Below are 23,811 nucleotides of genomic sequence, written 5' to 3' on the forward strand. Positions count from 1 at the left end.
TGCCAGCCACCACTGCGCCTGCGTTAGACTCGCCAGACCCTACCTGCCCGCATCCCCGTGCCCCGACGCTACGATTCCGACGACATCGACGATATCGACGACGACCCGCAGGACGATAGTCCGCTGTGGCGGCGTCGCCTGATCACCTGGAGCATGGCTGCGGTCGCGTTGGGATTGGGTTTCCTGATTCCGTATACGCTCTACCTGAACCAGCAGGTGACCCAGCGCTTCGGTGAACTGCGCTGGCAGATCCCCACCCGTGTCTACGCGCGTCCGCTGGTGCTGGCGCCGGGCAAGGCGATGGACGCGGCGACCCTGAAAACCGAATTGGCCGCTTCGGCCTACCGCGATGACGGGCAGGGCAAGGAGCCGGCCACCTATGCGGTGAACGGCGGCCGCTTCGTCATTTCCAGCCGAGGCTACAACGATGTCGACGGCCGTGTCGCCGCGCGCCGGCTCGAACTGTCGCTGGCCGACGGTGGCGTCGCCTCGCTGCGCGACGCCGACACCCGCAAGGCGCTGAAGGCGGCGCGTCTGGACCCGGCGCGCATCGCCACCCTGTACGGGCAGAAGCAGGAAGAGCGTCGCCTGATCCGCATGGACGAAGCGCCGGATCTGCTGGTGACCGGCCTGCAGGCGGTGGAGGACAAGGACTTCAACCGCCATCACGGCATCGACCTGTCCGGCATCGCGCGCGCGGTGTGGGTGACAATCCGTTCCGGTGGCCAGAGCCGCCAGGGTGCGTCCACGCTGACCCAGCAGCTGGCCCGCAGCGGCCTGCTCGGCATCGGCAAGGAGCAGACGATCACCCGCAAATTCAATGAAGTGCTGTATGCGCTGATCATGGAGGCGCGCTATGACAAGCGCACCATCTTCGAGGCCTATCTCAACCAGGTGTACCTCGGCCAGCGCGGCAGCCAGGCGATCCATGGCATGTCGTCCGGTGCGGAGTTCTGGTTCGGGCGTGACCTGTCTTCGCTGGAGACCGAGCAGATCGCATTGCTGATCGGCCTGGTCAAGGGGCCGTCGTTCTACGACCCGCGGCGCAACCCGGAACGCGCGCTGGATCGGCGCAACTTCGTGCTGGGCAAGCTGCACGAGGCCACGCTGATCGACGATGCCGAGTACCAGCGTGCGCTGAAGGCACCGCTGGGCGTACCGAAGACCCCGGGCCTGGTCGCAGCCAACCGCTTCCCGGCTTATGTGGACCTCGTCCGACGCCAGCTTGGCCATGACTATCCGGAATCGGCGCTGCAGGGCGCGGGCCTGAGCGTGATGACCGGCATGTCGCCCTCCGCGCAGGCCTATGCCGAAGGCGCGGTGACCCGCACCCTCAAGTCGCTGGAAAGCAAGCGTCGCCCGGAACTGCAGGCCGGCATGGTGCTGACCGACGTGCACAACGGTGACGTGCTGGCGGTGATCGGTAGCCGTGAAGTGTCCGAAGTGGGCTTCAACCGAGCGATCGAGGCACAGCGCCCGGTGGGCTCGCTGCTGAAGCCGTTCGTGTACCTGCTGGCGCTGGCGCAGCCGGATCGCTACTCGTTGGCCAGCTGGGTCGACGATTCTCCAGTGACCGTGCAGCTCGGCCGCGGCCGCAACTGGAGTCCGGGCAATGCGGACAACCGCAGCCATGGCACGGTGCGCCTGATCGACGCGCTGGCCCATTCCTACAACCAGGCCACCGTGCGCGTGGGCATGCAGGTCGGCCCCGAGCGGGTGACCCAGCTGATCCATGTGCTGGCGGGCATCAAGGCCGATCCAAACCCGGCGGTGATCCTCGGCTCGACCGATCAGAGCCCGTACGCGATGGCACAGCTGTACCAGTTCCTGGCATCCGGTGGCGAGATCCAGCCGCTGCATGCCGTGCGTGGCGTGCTCGATCCGCAGGGCAAGCTGCTCAAGCGCTATGACAAGACCCCGGCGCCGGCACAGGAAGGCGACTCGATCGCCGCCAACCTGATCAGCGTGGGCCTGCAGCAGGTGGTCGCCAGCGGCACTGCGCAGCGCCTCAACGCCGACGGCCTCAGCCGCCTGCAGCCAGCGGGCAAGACTGGTACCACCAACGACGGCCGCGACAGCTGGTATGCCGGTTACACCGGCGACCACCTGGCGGTGATCTGGATCGGCAACGACCAGAACGAACAGGCTGGCCTGTACGGCGCCACCGGCGCGATGCGGGTGTGGTCGGGCATTTTCCAGCGCTTGCCGAGTGCCCCGCTGCGGGTCAGCAACAAGGGCCTGGACTGGCAGTCGGTGGCCGCCACCGGCATCAACAGCACCGATGAAGGCTGCCCGGGCGCGCGCCGCTTCCCGTTTGTGGTGGGCTACGCACCGGCCTATGCGCCGTGCGCGCCGGCCGTTTCGCCGGAGGCCCAGGAGGGCGCCGAGGGCGAAGGTGGTGGCTGGCGCAGCTGGTTCGGCCTGGACCGCAAGCCGGAGCCGCCCGCAGAACCTGCCGCAGCCCCGGCTGCGGCCACTCCCCCTCCGAGCCGATGAAACCGATGAGCATCCGAATCCTTCTGCGTCCCTTGGCCGTGACCGGCCTTAGCGTGGCCCTGGCCGCCTGTGTCAGCAGCGCGCCGCCGGTGAGCAAGCCGGTCGATGTCACCACGCCGGCGCAGCGCCTGGCGGCGGTCGATGCCGCGGCGGGGCCGGACGACAAGGAACTGTCGGTGCAGCCGCTGCGTGATTCGCAGGTGGAAGACCTGCGCATGACGGCGCAGGCACAGCGCCAGGCCAACGACCTGGCCGGCGCGGCCATCAGCCTGGACCACGCCTTGCAGATCGTGGCCGGTGACCCGGCGGTGCTGCAGGAGCGTGCCGAACTGGCGTTGCTGCAGGGCCAGTGGGCACAGGCGGAAACGTTCGCACGCAAGGCGGTCGATCTGGGTTCGAAGACCGGGCCGTTGTGCCGCCGGCATTGGGCGACGATCGAACAGTCGCGCCTGGCGCGGGGCGAGAAGGAGAATGCGGTGTCGGCGCACGCGCAGATTGAAGGCTGCACGGTGCCGGGGATCAAGCGGTACTGAGGTATTCCACTCCATCGGGCGCTGCCCCCTCTGCGGCGCGCACGTACTGATGGATGCGGGTGGTGGGCACGCAGCAACCCAGAACCATGAACACCGCTGTTGCTGTTGCACCTGCCCTGGCTTGAAACGGGTGCCGGGCAGCGCCCGGCCGGGTATCCTTTCCCTCTGATGTCCGACCTTGTCCATGCCAGCCGCGAAGCCCTCAGCGATGGCGGCGCGCTCGCTTCGCAGCTGGATGCGTTCGTCCCGCGTCCGGCCCAGCTGCGCCTGACCGAGGCCATCGCCGATGCATTGCAGCAGCGCGACCTGCTGCTGGCCGAGGCCGGTACCGGCACCGGCAAGACCTTCGCCTACCTGGTACCGGTGCTGCTGTCCGGGCTGCGCACGATCATTTCCACCGGCACCCGCGCGCTGCAGGACCAGCTCTACCACCGCGACCTGCCGCGTGTGCGGCAGGCACTTGGGGTCGGCCTGCGCAGCGCGCTGCTGAAAGGGCGCGCGAACTACCTGTGCCGCTATCGTCTGCAACAGGTGCGTGGCGAGCCGCGCTTTTCCAGCCCCGAACAGGCCGCACAGTTCCAGCGCATCCTGGCCTGGTCCGGTCGCTCGCAGTTCGGCGACATCGCTGAACTGGACGGTCTGGCCGATGATTCGCCGCTGCTGCCGATGGTCACCTCCACCGTCGACAACTGCCTGGGCACCGACTGCCCGTTCTGGGACGACTGCTTCGTGGTGCGTGCGCGGCAGCGCGCGCAGGCTGCAGACGTGGTGGTGGTCAACCATCACCTGCTGCTGGCCGACCTGGCACTGAAGCAGGACGGCTTTGGCGAGTTGTTGCCTGGGGCGCAGGCCTTCGTCATCGACGAAGCGCATCAGCTGCCCGAGTTGGCCGCGCAGTTCTTCGGCGAAGGTTTCGGCATGCGCCCGTGGCAGGAACTGGGCCGCGACTGCTTGGCCGAAGCGCGTGGCGTGGGCGGCGCGCAGTCGGCGCTGCAGGACCCCGTCGACCAGTTGCAGCAGTCGCTGTTGGCGCTGCGCTCGGCGATGGAGGGACTGCCGTCGCGTGGCACGCAATGGCGCGCGCTGGCGATGCCACAGGTGCGCGACGGATTCGATACGGTGATGGCAGGGTTGGTGACCCTGGAGCAGGCACTGCAGCCGCTGCGCGAAGCGGCTGCGGGCCTGGATGCTTGCCATGCTCGGGCGCGCGAGGCGGTCTCGCGACTCAGCCGATGGCTGGGTGATGATGAGCCAGCCCTCCATTTCGATACCGACCCGACGCAGGTGGCGAATGCCGCAGACGTGCTCTGGTACGAACTGACGCCACGCGGTTTCCGCTGCCAGCGCACGCCGATGGATGTATCCGGCCCGTTGCGCGAGCATCGCGAACGCAGCCGCGCGGCGTGGATCTTCACTTCGGCCACGCTGACCGTGGGCAGTCGTTTCGATCACATCGCCACGCGGCTTGGCCTGGAGGATCCGCAGACGCTGGTCCAGCCCAGCCCGTTCAATTGGCCGGAGCAGGCGTTGTGTTACCTGCCGGAGGGCCTGCCCGATCCGGCCGCACGCGGCTTCGGCACCGCGCTGATCCAGTCGTTGCGGCCGGTCCTGCAGGCCTCGCAGGGCAGGGCGTTCCTGCTGTTCGCCTCGCACCGTGCGCTGCGCGAAGCGGCCGAGGCGCTGCGCGACGGGCCGTGGCCGCTGTTCGTGCAGGGCGAGGCGCCGCGTGCGACCCTGCTGCAGCGCTTCCGCGAATCGGGTAATGGCGTGCTGCTGGGCTCGGCCAGTTTCCGTGAAGGCGTCGACGTGGTCGGTGAGGCGCTGAGCGTGGTGATGATCGACAAGCTGCCGTTTGCTGCCCCGGATGACCCGGTGTACGAGGCGCGGCTGGAGGCGATCCGCAGCCAGGGCGGCAACCCGTTCCGCGACGAGCAGCTGCCGCAGGCGGTGATCGCGCTGAAGCAGGGTGTCGGCCGGCTGATCCGCAGCGAGAGCGATCGTGGCGTGCTGGTGCTGTGCGACCCGCGACTGCTCAATCGCGGCTACGGCCGGGTCTTCCTCGATTCGCTGCCGCCGTTCCGCCGCACCCGCAGCCTGGCCGATGTGCAGGCCTTCTTTACGCCACAATGGGCGCCCGTGGCCAATGATGCCGTGCCGGATGCTGCCCCCGTGGCGGGCCCGGAGCCGGCGCCCGGTGCCACGTTCCCCCTGTTCTGACCTGATCCGATGAAACTGCTCGCCTTTGAAACCGCCACCGAAGCCTGTTCCGTTGCCCTGCATGTCGATGGGCAGGTGCTCGAACGTTTCGAGATCGCCCCGCGCCGGCATGCCGAACTGAGCCTGCCGTGGGCCGAGGCGCTGCTGGCCGAAGCCGGCATCAGCCGCCGCCAGCTGGACGGCATCGCCCTCAGCCGTGGTCCTGGTGCTTTCACCGGCGTGCGCCTGGCGATCGCCATCGCGCAGGGCATCGCACTGGCGCTGGATCGTCCGTTGCTGCCGGTCTCGACGCTGCAGGTGCTGGCGCTGCGGGCACCAGCGGAGGAAACGCAGATCCTGTCGGCGATCGACGCACGGATGGGAGAGTTGTACGTTGCGCGCTTCGAGCGTGTTGACGGCCTGCCGCTCGCACGCGATGGCGAGCGTGTATGTGCACCGGCAGCAGTGGCGCTGCCGGACGGGCTGTCGGCCTATGGCGTCGGCACCGGCTTCGGCGCAGCCGACGGCGCGCTGGTGGCGCAGTTGGGCAGTGGCCTTCGCGGATTCGATGCGACAGCACTGCCGCGGGCATCGGACGTGCTCGCACTGGCGGTGCCGGCGTTCGCGCGTGGCGAGGCGATTGCGCCGGAGCAGGTCGAGCCCGCGTACCTGCGTGACAACGTGGCACTCACCCTGGTCGAGCAGCAGGCCGCGCGTGAGGCGAAGGCGAAGGCCAACGGCTGAGCCTCTCGTGGCGGGGTTGGCCGCGTGAATCAAAAGCCGTGGCTTGGCCGGGCGGGTGGGCTGCGCAGGGGCGCTGCAAGTACGTCCATGTAAGCTCGATCGCCGCCTCCATGCGGCTCACGCCCCTGCGCAGCCCACACCGCCCAGCCAAGCTTCAGTACACCGACCGCCGCTGTTGCTGTTGCCTTTGCTCCAGCCTTGCAGCGGGTCCCGGGCCGCAGGCCCGGGCAACAAACCCCTACCGGTCGTCGCGCAGTTGGCCGCCGGGCAGGAACACCCACGTGCGGGTCACCTGCAGGATGTCGATCGCGTCCTCGGTCTTCGGCAACGGCGGAAACGGCTGCGCCAGCTTCACCACGCGCAGCGCCGCCTCATCCAGCAACGGCGTCCCGCTTGAACGCAGGATCCGGCTGCTCTCCACGCTGCCGTCGCGGCGCACGCCCACGCTGATCACCACTTGGCCGCCGAGACGGCGCTGCCTTGCCTCGTCCGGGTAATTCAGGTTGCCGACCTGCTCGGCGCGGTCGACCCAGGCGCGCAGGTAATTGGCATAGGCATATTCACGCGTGCTGGCCGACACGAACTTGCGGTTCGGGCGCTTGGCATACTGCGCCGAACGCAGGTGTACTTCCGCCGCCAGTCGCGCCATCTCCATATCGCGCTGCTCGCGCGCGGTCAGTGGCGCGTCCGGCTCGGGGCGTTCCGGGGTTGGCCGGGCCTGCGCCTGCGCCACCGTGTCCTGGCCATTGCGGCTGCTGACCACGCGCGCCTGCGGCGGCGGAACGGGCGCGGCCGTTTGTTGCTGCTGTGGTACCGGGCTCAACCCGGACTGGGCCTGCGGCACGACGCCGGCCTGGTTGTCTCGCGGACGTTGCGCGCGGTCGTGCTCGCCGCCGCCTTCCTGGTTCGCGGCAGCAAGGAAGTCGGCCTGCTTCGGCGTCAGCGCGGTGCGGGTCTGGCTGAAGATTACTTCCAGCGTTGGCACCAGCGGCGCGTCGCCCTTCACCGCGAAGCCCACGCCCAGGATCAGCAGGGCGTGGACCACGACCGACAGCGCGATGGTCGCCCCCAGCCGCTGCGCTTCGCGCGGCGGCGGTGGCAGCACGGCGGGTGCGGCGGCCATCAGCGCAGGCCGGCCTCGATCGCGTCGAACAGGGTGCCGGCGATGTTCAGGCCGTACTGGGCGTCCAGCTCGCGCACGCAGGTCGGGCTGGTCACGTTCACCTCGGTCAGGTAATCGCCGATCACGTCCAGGCCGACGAAACGCATGCCGCGGCGCTTCATTTCCGGGCCGACCTGGGCAGCGATCCAGCGGTCGCGCTCGCTCAGCGGGCGGCCTTCGCCGCGGCCACCAGCGGCGAGGTTGCCGCGGAACTCGTCGCCCTGCGGAATGCGCGCCAGACAGTAGTCCACCGGTTCGCCGTCGACCAGCAGGATGCGTTTGTCGCCGGCGCTGATGTCGGGAATGAACTTCTGGGCCAGCGCCAGCTTGCGGCCGCCGTCGGTCAGGGTTTCCAGGATCACGTTCAGGTTCGGGTCGCCCTGGCCGCTGCGGAAGATCGAGCGGCCGCCCATCCCGTCCAGCGGCTTCAGCACGGCCTGGCCATGTTCCAGGGCGAACGCCTTCAGCGCCTTGGCGTCGCGGCTGACCAGGGTCGGCGGGCAGCACTGCGGGAACAGCAGGGCGGCCAGCTTCTCGTTGTAGTCGCGCAGGCCCTGCGGGTTGTTGACCACGCAGGCGCCGGCAGCGGCGGCCACGTCCAGCACCTGGGTGTCGTAGACGTATTCGGCGTCGACCGGCGGGTCCTTGCGCATCAGCACGATCTGGCCCGGGCCGAATTCGGTACGGCTGAACGCGCCCAGTTCATACCAGCCGGCTGGGTCGTCGCGGACCTGCAGCGGGGCGGTCTGGGCCACCGCGACGCCGCCTTCCAGAGCCAGCCCGCCCGGCCGCACGTAGTGCAGGGCATGGCCGCGGCGCTGGGCTTCCAGCAGCATGGCGAAGGTGGTGTCCTTGGCGATCTTGATGTGGGCGATGGGGTCCATCACCACGATGAGGTTCAACGGCATGGGCGCACCTGTCAGGCAAGGCGTTGATGGTAGCGGCAACGCTGGCCGCGCGCCTCCCCGTTGTATTGCAACGCTGCGTCCGCCCGGCACCCGCGCAGTCATTGCGAAACCGGTCACGTTCAGCAGGGCGCCGCGCCCCGTGCCGTGGGGCGGCCTTGAAGCGGGCGCGGAAAGTGCGATATAGATACGCTTTCGTAGCGGCCTCCGCCACAGATCGGGCCGTTCGCTTGGGGATAGGCAATGACTGAAAACACGACTGCGGGCGGGGAACTCGCAGGACTCCGGGTGATGGTCATCGATGATTCGAAGACCATCCGCAGGACTGCGGAAACGCTGCTCAAGCGCGAAGGCTGCGAGGTGGTCACCGCCACCGACGGCTTCGAAGCGCTTGCGAAGATTGCAGACCAGCAACCGCAGATCATCTTCGTCGACATCATGATGCCGCGCCTGGACGGGTACCAGACCTGTGCGCTGATCAAGGGCAACCAGCTGTTCAAGGCGACCCCGGTCATCATGCTCTCGTCCAAGGATGGCCTGTTCGACAAGGCGCGGGGACGCATCGTCGGCTCGGAGCAATACCTGACGAAGCCTTTCACGCGTGAAGAACTGCTGGGTGCCATCCGCACATACGTCAACGCCTGACCAGGGGGGAAAGGCACAATGGCTCGTATCGTTCTGATCGAGGATTCACCGACTGACCGCGCTGTGTTCACCCAGTGGCTCCGCCGTGCCGGCCATGAGGTGCTGGAAGCGGACAACGCCGAGGATGGACTGCAGCTGGTCCGCGACCAGGTGCCGCAGCTGGTGCTGATGGACGTGGTCCTGCCCGGCATGAGCGGCTTCCAGGCGACCCGGGCCATGGCCCGCGACGCAGCGATCAAGCACATCCCGGTGATCATCGTCAGTACCAAGGCGATGGAAACCGACAAGGCCTGGGGCCTGCGCCAGGGTGCGGCCGATTACATCGTCAAGCCGCCGCGCGAGGATGAACTGATCGCGCGGATCAACGAACTGGTGGCCTGATGCGCTCGCCTTTCGACATCCTCGAAGCCTACGAACGGCGCAGCCTGGCCCATGCGGTGCAGCTGCCCGAGCGGCAGTTCGCCCAGGACCTCTGGCGTGGCGTGGGGTACCGCGTCGGCCAGCGCCGGCTGGTGTCCGATTTCCGCGAAGTGGTGGAAATCGTGCCGATGCCGCCGGTCACCCCGGTGCCGTGCGCGCAGCCGTGGCTGCTGGGCGTGGGCAACCTGCGCGGCAACCTGTTCCCGGTGGTCGACCTGAAGTACTTCCTGGAAGGCACGCGCACCGTGCAGCAGGAAGGCCAGCGCGTGCTGATCATGCGCCAGGCGGGCGGCGACGTCGCGCTGACCATCGATGAGCTGTTCGGCCAGCGCAGCTTCGAACTGGACCAGCAGATCGCAGCCGGCACGCTGGCCGAGGGGCGCTACGGCCATTTCGTCGACCGCGCCTTCCATGCCGACGGCCATGACTGGGGCGTGTTCTCGCTCTCGCTGCTGTCGCGCACCCCTGAATTCCGGCAAGCCGCGGCCTGAGGCCGGGCATCGCCCCCTGCATTGAAGATCGAGGTTGAACGATGAGTACTGCTTCGGACGCCACCAAATCCGGCAAGCTGCGGCTGGGCGGCAGCAACCTCTGGCTGTTCCTGCTGCTGGCATCGATGATCCTGTTCGGCGTCAACACCGGCGTTGCCACCTGGCAGGGCAGCCGCCTGGCCGACGCCGGCTCCAAGGCCGCCGACCTGCAGGTGCTGTCGCAGCAGCTGGCCAACCAGGGCCGTGACGCGGTGGGCGGCAACGCACAGGCGTTCACTGCCTTCAAGGCGACCCGCAACGCGATCGAGCAGAACGTGTCGACCCTGCAGGGCCGCTACGGCAAGGAGCCGGGCGTGTCCGGCGCGATCACCACGCTGGGTGAAACCTGGGCGCCGCTGGGCAAGCAGGCCGGGCAGCTGGTCGCCAGCGAGCCGGCGGTGCTGGCGCTGGCCGGCAACGCCAACAACTTCACCGGCGCAGTGCCGGGCCTGCAGGCCCAGCTGAACGAGCTGGTGCGTGCGATGTCCGCCTCCGGCGCACCGTCGGCGCAGGTGTACAGCGCGCTGCAGCAGGTGGTGGTGGCCGGCTCGATGGCCCGCCGCGTGACCGAAATGCGCGCCGGCGGCAGTGCTGCGGCGACTGCCGGCGATGCGCTGGCACGCGACATCACCGTGTTCTCGCAGGTGCTTGACGGCCTGCGCAATGGCAACGAAGAACTGGGCATCACCGCCGTGCGCGGTGCCGCCGCCGTGGCCGCGCTGGAGCAGTCGCAGCAGAAGTGGCAGGCGATGAAGCAGGACGCTGACGCGATCCTGGCCAGCTCGCGCCAGCTGTTCGCCGCGCAGTCGGCCGCCACCGCGCTGGGCCAGGGCTCGGCGCACATGCTGGACGACAGCCGCAAGCTGTTCGAAGCGTTCTCCTCGTTCGGCTCGGTGTCCGATACCCGCCTGTTCCCGAACTTCTGGATCGGCGTGGTGTCCGGTGCGCTGTCGCTGATCGCGATCATCGGCTTCGTTTCCACCAACGTGCGCAGCCGCTCGCGCGAGCAGGAGCTTCGCTACCAGACCCAGGTGGAATTCAACAGCCGTAACCAGCAGGCGATCATGCGGTTGCTGGATGAAATCTCCTCCCTCGGTGAGGGTGACCTGACGGTGAAAGCCTCGGTGACCGAGGACATGACCGGCGCGATCGCCGACGCAATCAATTACGCGGTTGACGAGCTGCGCCACCTGGTGACCACCATCAACGACACCTCGGCCAAGGTTGCGGTGTCCACCCAGGAAACCCAGGCCACCGCCATGCAGCTGGCAGAGGCGGCCGGCCACCAGGCCAACCAGATCACCTCGGCCTCCGACCGCATCGGCGAAATCGCGGCGAGCATCGAGCAGGTGTCGCGCAACTCGGCCGAGTCGGCCGACGTGGCACAGCGCTCGGTGGTGATCGCCGCCGAGGGTGCCGGCGTGGTGCGCGAGACCATCCAGGGCATGGACCAGATCCGCGACCAGATCCAGGAAACCTCCAAGCGCATCAAGCGCCTGGGCGAGTCGTCGCAGGAAATCGGCTCGATCGTGGAACTGATCAACGACATTTCCGAGCAGACCAACATTCTGGCGTTGAACGCCGCCGTGCAGGCGGCCTCGGCCGGTGAGGCCGGCCGCGGTTTCGCGGTCGTGGCCGACGAAGTGCAGCGCCTGGCGGAACGTACTTCGGGTGCGACGCGACGCATCGAAAACCTGGTGCAGGCCATTCAGGCCGATACCAATGAAGCGGTGACGTCGATGGAACAGACCACCGCTGAAGTGGTGTCCGGTGCACGCCTGGCCGAGGACGCCGGCACCGCGCTGACCGAGATCGAGCGCGTGTCCAATGCACTGAACACCCTTATCAAGAACATCTCCATTGCCGCCCAGCAGCAGTCGGCCGCGGCCTCGGACATCACCCGCACGATGGGCGTGATCCGGCAGATCACCGGCCAGACCTCGCAGGGCGCTGGGCAGACCGCCGAATCGATCGGCCACCTCGCGCAGCTGGCGGCGGACCTGCGTCGTTCGGTCGCCGACTTCAAGCTGCCGGCGTGACGCGGGCAGGGCGGCGAGCAAGGAACCAGTCGATGAAGCATTTCCATTCCCCACGCCAGAACTCGCGCGGCCTCCGCGCGGCGGCGAACGGAGCGCGTCAATGAGCAGTCTGCGCGATGCGATGAGCCACGCAGCACTGGGCTGGGTCAAGCCCGAGCTGGACGAGACCCTGCGCCAGGTACGCAACGAGGTCGAGTACTACGCGGAAGACCCTGCCGATGCCAGCCGCATGCGCATCTGCGCCGGCTACCTGCACCAGGTACAGGGCACCCTGCGCATGGTCGAGCTGTACGCCCCGGCGATGGTGGCCGAGGAGCTGGAGCAGCTGTCCAACGCCATCGGCGCCGGTCAGGTTTCCGACCGCGACGAGGCTTGCGCAACGCTGATGCGCGGCAGCGTGCTGCTGCCCGACTACCTGGAGCGCCTGCAGAACGGTCACCGCGACATTCCGATCGTGCTGATGCCGCTGCTCAACGAGATCCGCGCCGCGCGCGGCGAAGAGGGCGTGCATGACAGCGTGCTGCTGGCCTTCGCGCCGGACAGCATCACCGCCACCGAAGCCGAGCTGGACCATGCCCGTGGCAGCCTGAGCGGGCGCAACCGCGAGCTGCTGGATACCGTCGGCAGCGCGGTGAAGGAAGAACTGCTGCGCATCAAGGATGCGCTGGACCTGCACCTGCGCACCGGCGGCGCACCTGAACAGCTGCAGACCCAAGCCAATGAGCTGGGCGCGGTGGCCGATACGCTGGGCATGATGGGGCTGGGCGTGGCCCGTGGCGTGGTCGTGCAGCAGCGTGACGCGCTGCGTGGCGTGGTCGAGGGCCGCCAGCAGATCGACGAGAACCTGCTGCTGGACATCGCCGGTGCGCTGCTCTATGTCGACGCCTCGCTGGACGACCAGGTCGCCCATCTGGGTGCCGGTGGCAGCGGCGAGGACGACCCGAGCGCGGTGGAGAACCGGCGCACGGTGGAGGTGCTGGCACACGAAGCCATCGCCAATTTCGCCGCGGCGCGCGAACACTTCGTCGCTTTCATCGAAACCAGCTGGAACCATGCCGAACTGCAGGACGTGCCGCGCCTGCTCGGCGATGTCGCCGGTGCATTGCGCATGCTTGATCTGGGCACCGCCGCTGACTACCTGCGCGGCGTGCAGCAGTACATAGACGCCGAGCTGATCGGACGCCAGCGCGTGCCCAGTGGCCGCCAACTGGACACCCTGGCCGATGCGATGGCCAGCCTGGAGTATTACCTGGAAGCCCTGCGCGACCGCCGTCCGGGCCGCGAGGACATCCTCGACATCACCCGCAGCAGTCTCGAGGCGCTGCGCTACTGGCCGCTGCCCGAGCGCAATGCGCCCGAGCCGCCGGCAGCGACGGTTCAGCCGATCGAGCGTGAAGCGATCGCCGTGCAGGCCGCGCCGCTGCAGCCCGAACACATCGAGATTGCAGTGCAGTCGGCCGCGCCTGCGGCGGGCACGATGCCGGTACCACTGCCGGACTTCACCTTTGATCCGCCGCCGGCCGCTCCGGCCCGGCCGGTGGCCGACAACAGCCTGCTGTTCGGTGCGCTGGGCAGCGCCGCGGTCGGTACGGATGCCGGTGCCGCCTCCGCGCCGTTGTCGCTGCAGGACGGTGCAGGCGCATCGCTGGTCTTTGCCGCCTCCAGCGCGCCTGCACCGGCCGTTCCGCAGTGGGATCTCGCACCATTCGATCCGGAGGCCGAGCCGCTCGCGCCGGCCGGTGACGAGCGCAGCCCGACCTTCGCCAGCCTCGACCCGGTCAGTTTCGAGCAGGCCGATGCGGAGCCGGCTGCTGCGACGCAGTGGAGCCTGGCCGAGCCCCTGCCGCCGGTTCCGGCCGATGCAGCGGCGTCGGATATCGAAGACGCGACCGATCCGGTGATCTCCATCAATGCCGATGCGCCTGCCGCAACGGCGTTCGATCCGGTGGCCGCCGAGCATGATGCGGTTGCCGCAGGCGACGACGTGGTGTTCCGTTTCGACGCCGATGCGCTGGACAACGCCGACGACGTGCTCTCGCTGCACGCGATGGAAACGCTGTCGCTGGACGGCGATGTCGTGCTGCTGCCGTCGCTCGAGAGCGATGATGATGCCTTGCCCGCGTCGGCCGATGCAGCGGCCGACACTGCGGACGAGGTGGCGATGCCACCGGGCGAATCGGCGACGGTGGTGTCGGTGATCGACATAGACACCATCGCGCCGATCGATTTCAGTGAAGCCGACGCACAGTTCTTTGCCGAGCTGAGTGCCGCTGCTGCGGACTTCGATCCGCAGGCAAAGGCCGCGCCTGCCAGCGCGGGAGCGGCTGCCGTGGCCGATGCCGATGCCGGTTTCGAAGCGGGCTTCGATGACGACGCCGAGAACATCGATGAGGACATCCGCGAGGTGTTCCTGGAAGAGTTCGATGACGAGCTGGGCAACCTCGGCGACCTGCTGCCTGCGTGGCGCATGCAGCCGGACAACATGGACCGGCTGCGGCCGATCCGACGCATTTTCCATACCCTCAAGGGCAGTGGTCGTCTGGTGGGTGCGCGCACCCTGGGCGATTTCGCCTGGAAGATCGAGGGCATGCTCAACCGCGTGCTCGACGGCAGCCGCCCGGCGTCGCCCGCCGTGCTGGCGATGGTCGACAATGCGCACGCCGCGCTGCCGCAGCTGAACGCCGCGCTGCGCCATGGTCAGCGCATCAGCGTCGACCTGCAGGCGATGCAGTCCATCGCCGACCGCGTCGGTGCCGGTGAGGAAACCTTCTACGTGCCGCTGCCGGGCCCCGCCGCACCGGCCGCTCCTGTGGCTGATGCCGAAGGCCAGGACGGGATCACCCGCATCCTCGAGGCCGAGGCCATGGCATCGGTGCAGGCCGAAGCCGATGCCGAAGTTGCGCCAGTGGCCGAAGCGCCGGGTACGCCCGCCAACATCGACAGCGTGCTGCGCGAGATCCTCGAAGCCGAAGTGGAAGTCCATCAGGCGACCCTGCTGGACTGGCTGCGTTCGGCGCAGCAGGCACCGCAGCCGGTCAGCGATGCGCTGCTGCGCGCAGTGCACACCATGAACGGCGCCTTCGCGATGACCGAAGTGCCGGAGATCACCGCGGTCACCGGCGGGGCCGAGTCCTATATCAAGCGCGCGCTGGCCGCCGAAGTGGTGCCGGGTGAGGACGGCGTGGCCGCGCTGGACGCGACCGCGCAGGCGATCACCGCGACCATGCAGGCGCTGCAGGCCGAACAGCCGCGCGTCGTGCCGCAGGAGGCGCTGGTGCAGCGCCTGCAGGCGCTGGCCGGCGAACTGCCGGAAGCGCGCTGGCCGATGGCCGGCCTGGACGACCATGACGATGATCTGGCGTTCGATGCCGAGACTGGCACCGATGCCAGTGCGCTGGCCGAGATTGCAATCGAGGATGTGCCGCAGCTGCGTGCCCAACCGGAACCGTCGCCTGCGCCCGCGCTGGAAGCGATTGCAGACGACGAGCCGCTGACCGAGCGCGACGGACTGATCGGCGCTGACCTGCAGGTCGCCGAGCTGACCGGGAGCGACGATCTTTCGCGCTACTTCGACGCCGGATGGCCTTCGGTACCGGGCGAAGGCGAGACCACTGCCGATGCCGCCGGATCGATTGAATCGATCCAGACCGACACGACGGACATCACCGCGCCCGCAGCCGACGAACCGCAGGCACTGACCGTCTTGTCGCCTGAGGACGAGCCCGGCCTGACCGGTGTCGGCGACCTGTCGCCGTATCTGGATGCCAGCGCGTTGCCGGTCGACGACCGCGATGCGGACGACACCGTCGTGGCCGTCGAGCTTGGCGCCAGGGACCTGAATGCGCAGCCGTCGACGCACATCGGCGGTGCGGACGAAGACGTCCTTGAAGACGCTGCTGCATTGCCACTCGACAGCGAGCTGTCGAGCCTGCAGGATGAAATGGCTGCGCCGGGTTTTGCAGAACCGGTCACGCTGGCAGCCGCGCTCGAGGCCGGCCTGCACGTGATCGACGAAGAGCAGACCGTGGCCGACGACGGGCGATGCCCCGTGCTCGGTCTGCAGGCCAGCGAACTCGCGCCGGGCGAGGCGGAAGCCTTCGCCGAGGATGCGGACGTCGGCGGGGAGGCGGCGGTCGGTGAAGGAGAGAGCGCCGACCAGCCGTCCCCGGCGACGGTGAATGAGCCCGTCGCGCAGGTTGCCGCGCCGGTGCGCTTGTTCGAACTGGAAGACGCGCCGGGCCAGGCCCCGGTGCAGGTCGAGCCGGTGGAAGCCGAAACCGGATCCGGAAACGAGCGTCCGGCGGCCGAGCCGATTGCGCTGGACGTCGCTGCTGTAGCGGAAGCCGATGAGGCCGCCGACGCGCTCGATTTCAGCGTGTACGACCGCGAGCTGGTCGATATCTTTGTTGAGGAGGGCAAGGACCTGCTCGACCACTGCGATGGCCTGATCAGCGAGCTGCGCGCCGCGCCGCAGGACCGCGAGGCGCTGGCCGGCCTGCAGCGTGACCTGCATACCCTGAAGGGTGGCGCACGCATGGCCGGCATCAATGCCATCGGCGACCTCGGCCACAGCATCGAATCGCTGCTTGAGGCGGTGGCCGCCGGTCGTACCGAAATCGAACGCCGCGATGTGCAGCTGCTGGAGCGCGGTTTCGATCGTTTGCACCAGCTGTTGACACGCACCGGCGCGCATCGCGTGGTCGAGCCGGCGCAGGATCTGGTCGAGGCGTTCGAGGTCCGCACCAGCATCAATACCGCCGCTGCGGCCGCGCCTGCGGTCAGCCAGATCGATGCCGCGCCCGCGCCGGTCGCCAGCCCGTCGCTCAGTGCGGTCGATGCACCGCTGTCAGCGCCGTTGCCGGCCGAAGGCACGACCGACGAAGACCCGCTGGCGCGTCCGCAGCAGGAACAGGTGCGCGTGCGCGCCGATCTGCTCGATCGCCTTGTCAACCATGCCGGCGAAGTGGCGATCTACCGCTCGCGCCTGGAACAGCAGCTCGGTGCCTTCCGTGGCGCGATGGGCGAACTGGAGCGCACCAATGCGCGACTGCGCGACCAGCTGCGCCGCCTCGATCTGGAAACCGAAGCGCAGATCGTCGCCCGCTACCAGCGTGAGCAGGACCAGGCCGACCAGAAGTTCGATCCACTGGAGCTGGACCGCTTCTCCACCCTGCAGCAGCTCAGCCGCGCGCTGAACGAATCGGCCGCCGACCTTGGCGGCCTGCAGGGCGTGCTGGACGATCTGTCGCGCCAGTACGACGCGCTGCTGCAGCAGCAGTCGCGTGTCAGCTCGGAGCTGCAGGATGGCCTGATGCGCGCGCGCATGGTGCCGTTCGACGGCCTGGTGCCGCGCCTGCGCCGCGTAGTCCGCCAGTCCGGCATGGACACCGGCAAGCAGGTGCACCTCACCCTGGAAGGGACCCACGGCGAACTGGATCGCAACGTGCTTGACCGCATGGTCGCGCCGCTGGAGCACATGCTGCGCAATTCCGTGGCCCATGGCCTGGAAGCGCCGGAACAGCGCCGCGCCGCCGGCAAGCCGGAAGAAGGCGAGATCGCCATCCGCCTGCACCGCGAAGGTTCGGAAATCGTGCTGGAGGTGGCCGACGACGGCGCCGGCCTGGACCGCGAGGCGATTCGCCGACGCGCCATCGACCGTGGCCTGCTGGCCGCCGATGCGCAGCCGGGCGAGCAGGAACTGGACAACCTGATCTTCGCCTCCGGGTTCTCCACCGCCGACCAGGTCAGCCAGCTGGCGGGCCGTGGCGTCGGCATGGACGTGGTGCGCAACGAAGTACGCCAGCTCGGTGGCACGGTCGACATCCAGTCGGTACGTGGTCAGGGCGTGCGCTTCACCCTGCGCCTACCGCAGACGCTGGCGGTCACCCAGGCGGTGTTCGTGCAGATCGGCGAAACCACCTTCGCCGTGCCGGTGGCTTCGGTCAGCGGTATCGGCCGCCTGTCGCGCGAGCGTTTCGAAGCCGCCGACAGCAGCTACCGCTACAGCGGCGAAGACTACCCGCTGTACGACCTCGGCAGTCTGGTCGGGCAGGCCCCGGCGCGCGCCGATGGCCAGCACCAGGTGCCGCTGCTGCTGGTCCGCGCCGGCGACCTGCGGGCCGCGGTGGCGATCGACCAGGTGCTCGGCAACCGCGAAATCGTGGTCAAGCCTGTCGGCCTGCAGATCGCCTCGGTGCCGGGCATCTACGGCGCCACCATCACCGGCGATGGCCGCGTGGTGGTGATCCTGGACGTGGCTCCGTTGGTGCGCCGCTTCCTCGCCAACCCGACGTTGCCGGTGCTGGCCAGTACGCCGCGCCAGGAGCGCCAGGTGCCGCTGGTGATGGTGGTCGACGACTCGCTGACCATGCGCAAGGTGACCGGCCGCATCCTGGAACGACACAACTTCGAGGTCGCCGTTGCCCGTGACGGCGTGGAAGCGTTGGAGCGGCTGGAAGAGCGCGTGCCCGACCTGATGCTGCTGGACATCGAAATGCCGCGCATGGACGGCTACGAGCTGGCCACCGCGATGCGCGCCGATCCACGCTACAAGGATGTGCCGATCGTGATGATCACCTCGCGCAGCGGCGACAAGCACCGCCAGCGCGCTTTCGAGATCGGTGTCCAGCGTTACCTGGGCAAGCCGTACCAGGAGCTGGACCTGATGCGTAACGTGTACGACCTGCTGGGGATCGCCCGTGTCCGTGAGTGAAACCCATCCGGCCCCGGCCGTTGCCCTGCTGGCCCGCGCCGGTGCGGCACGTGAGCGCCTGCGCGAGGCACTGTCGCACGCCGACGTGCAGTTGGTGCTGGAAGACGATCCCAACGATCTGGAGCCGCAGCTGCTGCAGGACGCTCGCCCACAGATCGTGGTGATCGCGCTGGAGGCAGGCATCGAAGATGCGCTGGAGCGCCTGGAAGCCGTGCTTTCCGCGCCCGAGCTGACCCTGGTGTTCGACGAGGCCGAACTGGCCGCGCGCCGGGACGGTTGGGAAGCGCAGCGCTGGGGCCGCCACTTGGCCGCCAAGCTGCACGGCCACCAGCAGGTGCTGCCACCCGGTGCGGAAGAAGAGCCGGGCCTGCAGCTGGAGCCGGGCCATCCGGCCCCGGCGCCGGCGCCGCAGGAAGATGCGTTGCAGCGCCACCTGGAGCAGGCGCTGAGCTGGGCTGACGAGGTGCCGGCCGATGGCCTGTACGCACCGCCGGCACAGCTGCAGGAGCCGGTTGCATTGGAACAGGCACTGGCGGCGCTGCAGCCGGTCGTGCCCGAACCGCTGGAGGCGCCGCCACTGCCATCGCCACCGCCGGCTGAGCCGGCAGCGCCGAAGGCACCACCGGTCTCCTTCGACCATACCGCGTGGTCGCTGGTCGATGACGTGGCCGATGTGCCCGCACCCGCCGCCGAGATCGTCGCGGTGGACGTCGCGCCTCCGTCATTCGACACCGACCACCTGAGCCTGGTGGATCTGGATGCCGCAGCGCCGTCGGGCGCGCGTGCTGGATCGCTGCTGGTGCTGGCCGGCATTGGTGGTCCGGATGCACTGCGTCGCCTGCTCGGTGCGCTGCCGTCCGCGCTGGCCGTGCCGGTGCTGGTGCACATGCGCCTGGATGGTGGCCGCTACGGCAACCTGGTCAAGCAGATGTCGCGCGTGTCGCCGCTGCCGGTGCAACTGGCCGAAGCAGGCCAGCGCGCGGTCGCGGGCGAAGTGCATGTGCTGGCCGATGACATCGGCGTGCGTGCGGCCAGCGATGGCCTGCATTTCCTCAGTGACGCCAGCGGCATTTCGCTTGCCGCGCTGCCGGCCGAACACACCGCGCTGGTGCTGCTCAGTGGTGCCGACCTTGCCCATGTCGGCCCCGCGCTGGACCTGGCCGCGGCCGGAGCCTGGGTGGCAGGACAGGTGGGCGAGGGCTGTTATGACCCGGCGGCGGCCACAGCGGTGGTAGCCGCGGGCATGGTGGCCGGCGAACCGCAGGAACTGGCGCAGGCGATTGCCGCGCGCTGGGGTGAGCAGGACGACAACGGAGAGGCACCATGAGCTACGCCAGCAATGACGAAATCCGCGGCGTCCTGATTCAGGCCGGCCACGAGCGCGTGCTGCTCCCCAACGCCACCGTGGCCGAAATGATGTCGCGCGTGCCGGTGCAGCCGGTCGCCGATGCGCCGCGCTGGCTGGTCGGCGAGATCGGCTGGCATGGTTGGCAGGTGCCGTTGGTGTCGTTCGCGCGCCTGTCCGGACTGGGCGAGGAAGGGGTGGGCGGGCACAACAAGGTGGTGGTGCTGAAAGCACTGAGCGGCAACACGCAGCGCCCGTACTACGCGCTGCTGACGCAGAACTTCCCGCAGCTGATCTCGGTGCCGCGAGACGGCCTGCTGGCCGATGCCTCCGAGGAAACCCTGCCGCAGACCGTGCACATGCGCGTGCTGCTGGGTGAGCAGAGCGCGCTGCTGCCGAACCTGGACGCGCTTGAAGCCGCGCTGGATTCGCTCGCCGCCTGATCGGGAATCCGCCGGGCATGGCCCGGCGCCACCGCAGGCGTTCCGGATTCCCGGTAGTGCCTGCCGCTGTGCGAGGCCTACCCCAGATCCCCCAGCCGCGCCTGCAATGCCGCGATCGCGGCCAAGCCTGCAGTTTCCGTGCGCAGGATCCGCGGGCCCAGCTGCAGCCCTTGGAAACCCGCCGCCGCCAGCTGGTCACGGTCGCGCGGTGACCAGCCGCCTTCCGGGCCAATCGCGATCACGATGCCACCGGCCGGCGCTGCATCCAGCGTCGACAGGCGATGCGCGCCCTGCGGGTCCAGGGTCAGCCGCAGGGTCTGGGCCGGCAGCGCTGCGGCCGCCTGCGCCAGCGACAGCGGCGAACCGACCTGCGGGATACGGGCGCGCCCGGACTGGCCGCAGGCCGAAGTCACCACACTGTTCCAGTGCGCCACGCGCTTCTCGGCACGCGCCGCATCGAGCTTCACCTCGGTGCGCTCGGCGTTGACCGGAATGATCGCGGCCACGCCCAGTTCGGTCGCCTTCTGCAGGATCAGGTCCATCTTCTCGCCACGGGCGATGCCCTGCAGCAGGGTGATCGCCAGCGGCGATTCGTTGTCCACCGCCTGCAGCGCATCGATGCGTGCTTGCACTTCGCGCTTGCCGACCACGGTCAGGGTCGCGCTGTAGTCGTGGCCGTCCCCGTTGAACAGCACGCAGGCATCGCCTTCGCGCATGCGCATCACGCGCACCAGGTGGTTGGCCGTTTCTTCCGGCAGGGTCACGGTCTGGCCGCTGTGCAGCGCCAGGTCGATGGGGCAGCGGGTCACGCGCATGCAATCGCCTCGTCAATCGCCGCCAGCGTGGCATGTGCCAGCAGCTCCAGTTGTTGGTCATCCACGCAGTACGGGGGCATCCAGTACAGCACGTCTCCCAGCGGGCGCAGCACCACGCCACGCTTCAGGGCGGCCTTGTAGGCGTGCAGGCCCAGCCGCAGCGCCGGGTCGAACGGCGTGCGCCTGTTGCCGTCGCGCGACAGCTCGAAGGCCACCACCATGCCGGCCTGGCGCACATCGGCCACGTGCGGGTGATCGTTGAAGGGCGCGGCCAGCGTACCCATCACCGAGGCGATGCCGCGGTTGCGGACGATCACATCGTCATCGTGGAAGATGTCCAGGGTGGCCAACGCCGCAGCGCAGGCCAGCGGGTTGCCGGTGTAGCTGTGCGAATGCAGGAAGGCGCGCTCGCGCGAGTCGTCGAGGAAGGCGTCGTACAGCGCCTGCGTGGCCAGCACCGCGGCCAGCGGCAGGAAGCCGCCGGTCAGGCCCTTGGACAGGCACATCAGGTCAGGTATCACACCGGCCTGTTCGCAGGCGAACAAGGTGCCGGTGCGGCCGAAACCGGTGGCGATCTCGTCGGCGATCATGAACGCGCCGTGCGCGTCGCACAGTTGGCGCACGCGCTGCAGGTACACCGGGTCGTGCATGCGCATGCCACCAGCGCATTGCAGGCGTGGTTCCAGGATCACCGCGCAGATCTCGCCCGGATGCTGGTCAAACAGGGTCGCCAGGCTATCGGCGGCCTGCCGGGCGCGGTCGGCGGGACTCTGGCCCGGCTCGGCCAGGTACGCGTCGGGCGACGGCGCAAACAGGCCCTCGGCCAGCAATGGTGCATAGACCCGTCGATACAATGGGATATCGGCCATCGCCAGCGCACCCAGGGTCTCGCCGTGGTAGCCGTTTTCCAGCGCGATGAAGCGCGTGCGTCTCGGCTCGCCGCGGTTCTGGAAATACTGGAAGGCCATCTTCAGCGCCACTTCCACGCCGGCCGATCCGTTGTCGGCATAGAACACCTTGGCCAACGGCTCGCGGCCGGGCTGGCGGGGCGCCAGCGCCAGCAGGCGCTCGGCCAGGGTGATCGCCGGCTCGTGACCGAAGCCGGCCAGCATCACCTGTTCCAGTTGCCCGGCCTGCGCCGCGATGGCGCTGCCGATACGCGGCTCGGCATGGCCGAACAGATTGGTCCACCAGCTGCTGACCGCGTCCAGGTAGCGGTTGCCATCGTGGTCGATCAGCCATGCGCCTTCACCGCGGGCGATCGGTACCAGCGGCAGGGTATGCGGGTGCTCGCGCATCTGCGTGCACGGGTGCCACAGCACCTGCAGGTCGCGTTGCCGCCAGTGCTGGGCCAGCGGGGAGGGGGTTGGGTCTGCTAGCATTTCGGGCTCATGAACATGTTGCTGCCTGCACATTCTATCGGCCCCGGCGCTGGCGCCGGCCGCCGCGGAGATTCCGCATGAACGATGACCGTGCCGGCCGTCGCTTGCCGATCATCCATCGGATCACTGATGAGGAAAACGGCCCCTTCCAGCGCCAGCACCTGGACCTGGAGTTCTCCAACGGCGAACGCCGCCGCTTCGAGCGCCTGGTCAGCCGTGGCCACGGCGCGGTGGTGGTCGTGCCGATGCTCGATGACGAGACGGTGCTGCTGGTACGTGAATACGCCGCCGGCATGCACCGCTACGAGCTGGGCCTGGTCAAGGGCCGGATCGATGCCGGCGAGACCCCGGAGCAGGCCGCCGACCGCGAGCTGAAGGAAGAAGCCGGTTACGGTGCGCGCCGGGTCGACGTGCTGCGCGCGATGACCCTGGCCCCGACCTACATGAGCCACCAGTCGTGGCTGGTGGTGGCACGCGATCTGTACCCGGAAAAGCTGGCCGGCGACGAGCCGGAGGAACTGGAAGTGGTGCCGTGGAAGCTGGCCGAGCTGGACCAGTTGATGCTGCGCGAGGATTTCTCCGAGGGGCGCTCGCTGGCGGCGCTGTTCATCGCCCGCCAGTGGCTGCAGGGCACGCGATGATCAAGCTGACCACGGACCTGCGCGAGACCGTCATCGCCATAGCCCAGGACGCCGGACGGGCCATCATGCAGGTGTACGCCGATGGCTTCGAGGTGCAGATCAAGGGTGACAACAGCCCGGTCACGGCCGCCGACCTGGCTGCCAACCAGGTCATTGAACAGGGCCTGCAGCAGCTGACCCCGGACCTGCCGATCCTGTCGGAGGAATCGGTGCAGGTGCCGTGGGAGCAGCGCCGCCACTGGGGCGCCTACTGGCTGGTCGACCCGCTCGACGGTACCCGCGAGTTCGTCAAGCGCAATGGCGAGTTCAGCGTCAACATCGCGCTGATCTACCAGGGTGCGCCGGCGTTCGGCGTAGTGCTGGCGCCGGTTACCGGCATCCTCTGGCATGCCATGCGCGGCGAACTGGCGTACCGGCGGCAGGGGGTGCACGACAGCGTGCTGCGCACCCGCACGCCGGCCACCACGCCGCTGCGGGTCGCCGCCAGCCGCTCCCACCGCTCACCGGAAACCGAGGCGCTGCTGGCGCGCATGGGCCGCATCGAGACCGTCGCCCAAGGCTCATCGCTGAAATTCTGCCGGATCTCCGAGGGCGGCCTGGATGTCTACCCACGGCTCGGCCCGACCTCCGAATGGGATACCGCGGCCGGCCAGTGCGTGCTGCACGCCGCCGGTGGCGCGGTGCTGTCGGCAGCGACCGGCAAGCCGTTCCGCTACAACCGCCGCGAAACCCTGTTGAACGGCGATTTCATTGCCCTTGGTGACACCAGCCTGCCGTGGCGGGACTGGCTGTCCGACTGATCC

The 23,811-nt window shown here is 68.8% G+C and carries 17 protein-coding genes; 13 read left to right on the forward strand and 4 right to left on the reverse strand.

Features of this window, described 5'->3' with window-relative positions; genetic code table 11:
- Window positions 1–57: 57 nt before the first annotated feature.
- The 4 genes from mrcB (at window position 58) to tsaB (ending at window position 5,969) form a co-directional block, all read left to right on the forward strand.
- Window positions 58–2,496, forward strand: a complete 2,439-nt coding sequence (mrcB, locus tag QZ853_RS10890) for a penicillin-binding protein 1B (protein ID WP_295572943.1) — start codon at window positions 58–60, stop codon at window positions 2,494–2,496.
- Window positions 2,493–3,029, forward strand: a complete 537-nt coding sequence (locus tag QZ853_RS10895; RefSeq protein ID WP_295572946.1) for a hypothetical protein — start codon at window positions 2,493–2,495, stop codon at window positions 3,027–3,029. The genes mrcB and QZ853_RS10895 overlap by 4 nt, the downstream gene beginning before the upstream one ends.
- A gap of 168 nt (window positions 3,030–3,197) precedes the next feature.
- On the forward strand, window positions 3,198–5,246 hold the full coding sequence (locus QZ853_RS10900; protein ID WP_295572950.1) for an ATP-dependent DNA helicase: 2,049 nt from the start codon (window positions 3,198–3,200) through the stop codon (window positions 5,244–5,246).
- 9 nt (window positions 5,247–5,255) lie between these two features.
- Window positions 5,256–5,969: a tRNA (adenosine(37)-N6)-threonylcarbamoyltransferase complex dimerization subunit type 1 TsaB gene (gene tsaB / locus QZ853_RS10905; protein ID WP_295572953.1), complete on the forward strand. Its 714-nt coding sequence runs from the start codon at window positions 5,256–5,258 to the stop codon at window positions 5,967–5,969.
- Window positions 5,970–6,207: 238 nt separating this feature from the next.
- On the opposite strand, the gene QZ853_RS10910 is transcribed toward tsaB, so the two are convergent.
- Complete coding sequence (locus QZ853_RS10910) at window positions 6,208–7,092, reverse strand: energy transducer TonB (RefSeq protein WP_295572956.1); 885 nt, start codon at window positions 7,090–7,092, stop codon at window positions 6,208–6,210.
- Window positions 7,092–8,039: a glutathione synthase gene (gene gshB / locus QZ853_RS10915; RefSeq protein WP_295572958.1), complete on the reverse strand. Its 948-nt coding sequence runs from the start codon at window positions 8,037–8,039 to the stop codon at window positions 7,092–7,094. Before gshB ends, QZ853_RS10910 begins: the two co-directional genes overlap by 1 nt.
- Window positions 8,040–8,279: 240 nt before the next feature.
- Between gshB and pilG the strand changes: the two genes are divergently transcribed.
- The 7 genes from pilG to QZ853_RS10950 all read left to right on the forward strand — a co-directional run bounded on the left by pilG (window position 8,280) and on the right by QZ853_RS10950 (window position 20,170).
- On the forward strand, window positions 8,280–8,681 hold the full coding sequence (gene pilG, locus QZ853_RS10920; protein WP_005418455.1) for a twitching motility response regulator PilG: 402 nt from the start codon (window positions 8,280–8,282) through the stop codon (window positions 8,679–8,681).
- 18 nt (window positions 8,682–8,699) lie between these two features.
- Entirely contained in the window at window positions 8,700–9,062 is a 363-nt protein-coding gene (locus tag QZ853_RS10925; RefSeq protein WP_005410717.1) for a response regulator, read from the forward strand.
- Window positions 9,062–9,592 carry a chemotaxis protein CheW gene (locus tag QZ853_RS10930; protein ID WP_005410716.1) on the forward strand — a complete coding sequence of 177 codons (531 nt, stop codon included), beginning with the start codon at window positions 9,062–9,064 and terminating at the stop codon, window positions 9,590–9,592. The genes QZ853_RS10925 and QZ853_RS10930 overlap by 1 nt, the downstream gene beginning before the upstream one ends.
- Before the next feature lie 41 nt (window positions 9,593–9,633).
- The gene (locus QZ853_RS10935; protein ID WP_295572962.1) at window positions 9,634–11,670 is read left to right on the forward strand and encodes a methyl-accepting chemotaxis protein; all 2,037 of its coding nucleotides are present in this window, start codon (window positions 9,634–9,636) and stop codon (window positions 11,668–11,670) included.
- Between the two features lie 100 nt (window positions 11,671–11,770).
- Complete coding sequence (locus QZ853_RS10940) at window positions 11,771–18,382, forward strand: Hpt domain-containing protein (protein ID WP_295572964.1); 6,612 nt, start codon at window positions 11,771–11,773, stop codon at window positions 18,380–18,382.
- Window positions 18,369–19,709 carry a chemotaxis protein CheB gene (locus QZ853_RS10945; protein ID WP_295572966.1) on the forward strand — a complete coding sequence of 447 codons (1,341 nt, stop codon included), beginning with the start codon at window positions 18,369–18,371 and terminating at the stop codon, window positions 19,707–19,709. Before QZ853_RS10940 ends, QZ853_RS10945 begins: the two co-directional genes overlap by 14 nt.
- Window positions 19,706–20,170 (forward strand): chemotaxis protein CheW, encoded by a 465-nt coding sequence (locus QZ853_RS10950; RefSeq protein WP_295572968.1) that lies wholly within the window; start codon window positions 19,706–19,708, stop codon window positions 20,168–20,170. The genes QZ853_RS10945 and QZ853_RS10950 overlap by 4 nt, the downstream gene beginning before the upstream one ends.
- A 77-nt stretch (window positions 20,171–20,247) precedes the next feature.
- Here the strand turns inward: QZ853_RS10950 and QZ853_RS10955 are convergent, their stop codons facing one another.
- Window positions 20,248–20,985: a 16S rRNA (uracil(1498)-N(3))-methyltransferase gene (locus QZ853_RS10955; protein ID WP_295572971.1), complete on the reverse strand. Its 738-nt coding sequence runs from the start codon at window positions 20,983–20,985 to the stop codon at window positions 20,248–20,250.
- Window positions 20,976–22,367: an adenosylmethionine--8-amino-7-oxononanoate transaminase gene (bioA, locus tag QZ853_RS10960; protein WP_295572973.1), complete on the reverse strand. Its 1,392-nt coding sequence runs from the start codon at window positions 22,365–22,367 to the stop codon at window positions 20,976–20,978. Before bioA ends, QZ853_RS10955 begins: the two co-directional genes overlap by 10 nt.
- A 77-nt stretch (window positions 22,368–22,444) precedes the next feature.
- Here bioA and nudE point away from each other — a divergent pair, with 77 nt between their 5' ends.
- Both nudE and cysQ read left to right on the forward strand, forming a co-directional pair.
- On the forward strand, window positions 22,445–23,008 hold the full coding sequence (nudE, locus tag QZ853_RS10965) for an ADP compounds hydrolase NudE (RefSeq protein ID WP_005418435.1): 564 nt from the start codon (window positions 22,445–22,447) through the stop codon (window positions 23,006–23,008).
- Window positions 23,005–23,808, forward strand: a complete 804-nt coding sequence (gene cysQ / locus QZ853_RS10970; protein ID WP_295572974.1) for a 3'(2'),5'-bisphosphate nucleotidase CysQ — start codon at window positions 23,005–23,007, stop codon at window positions 23,806–23,808. The genes nudE and cysQ overlap by 4 nt, the downstream gene beginning before the upstream one ends.
- Window positions 23,809–23,811: the final 3 nt, after the last annotated feature.

It is taken from the genome of uncultured Stenotrophomonas sp., from assembly GCF_913778665.1.
GTDB lineage: Bacteria > Pseudomonadota > Gammaproteobacteria > Xanthomonadales > Xanthomonadaceae > Stenotrophomonas.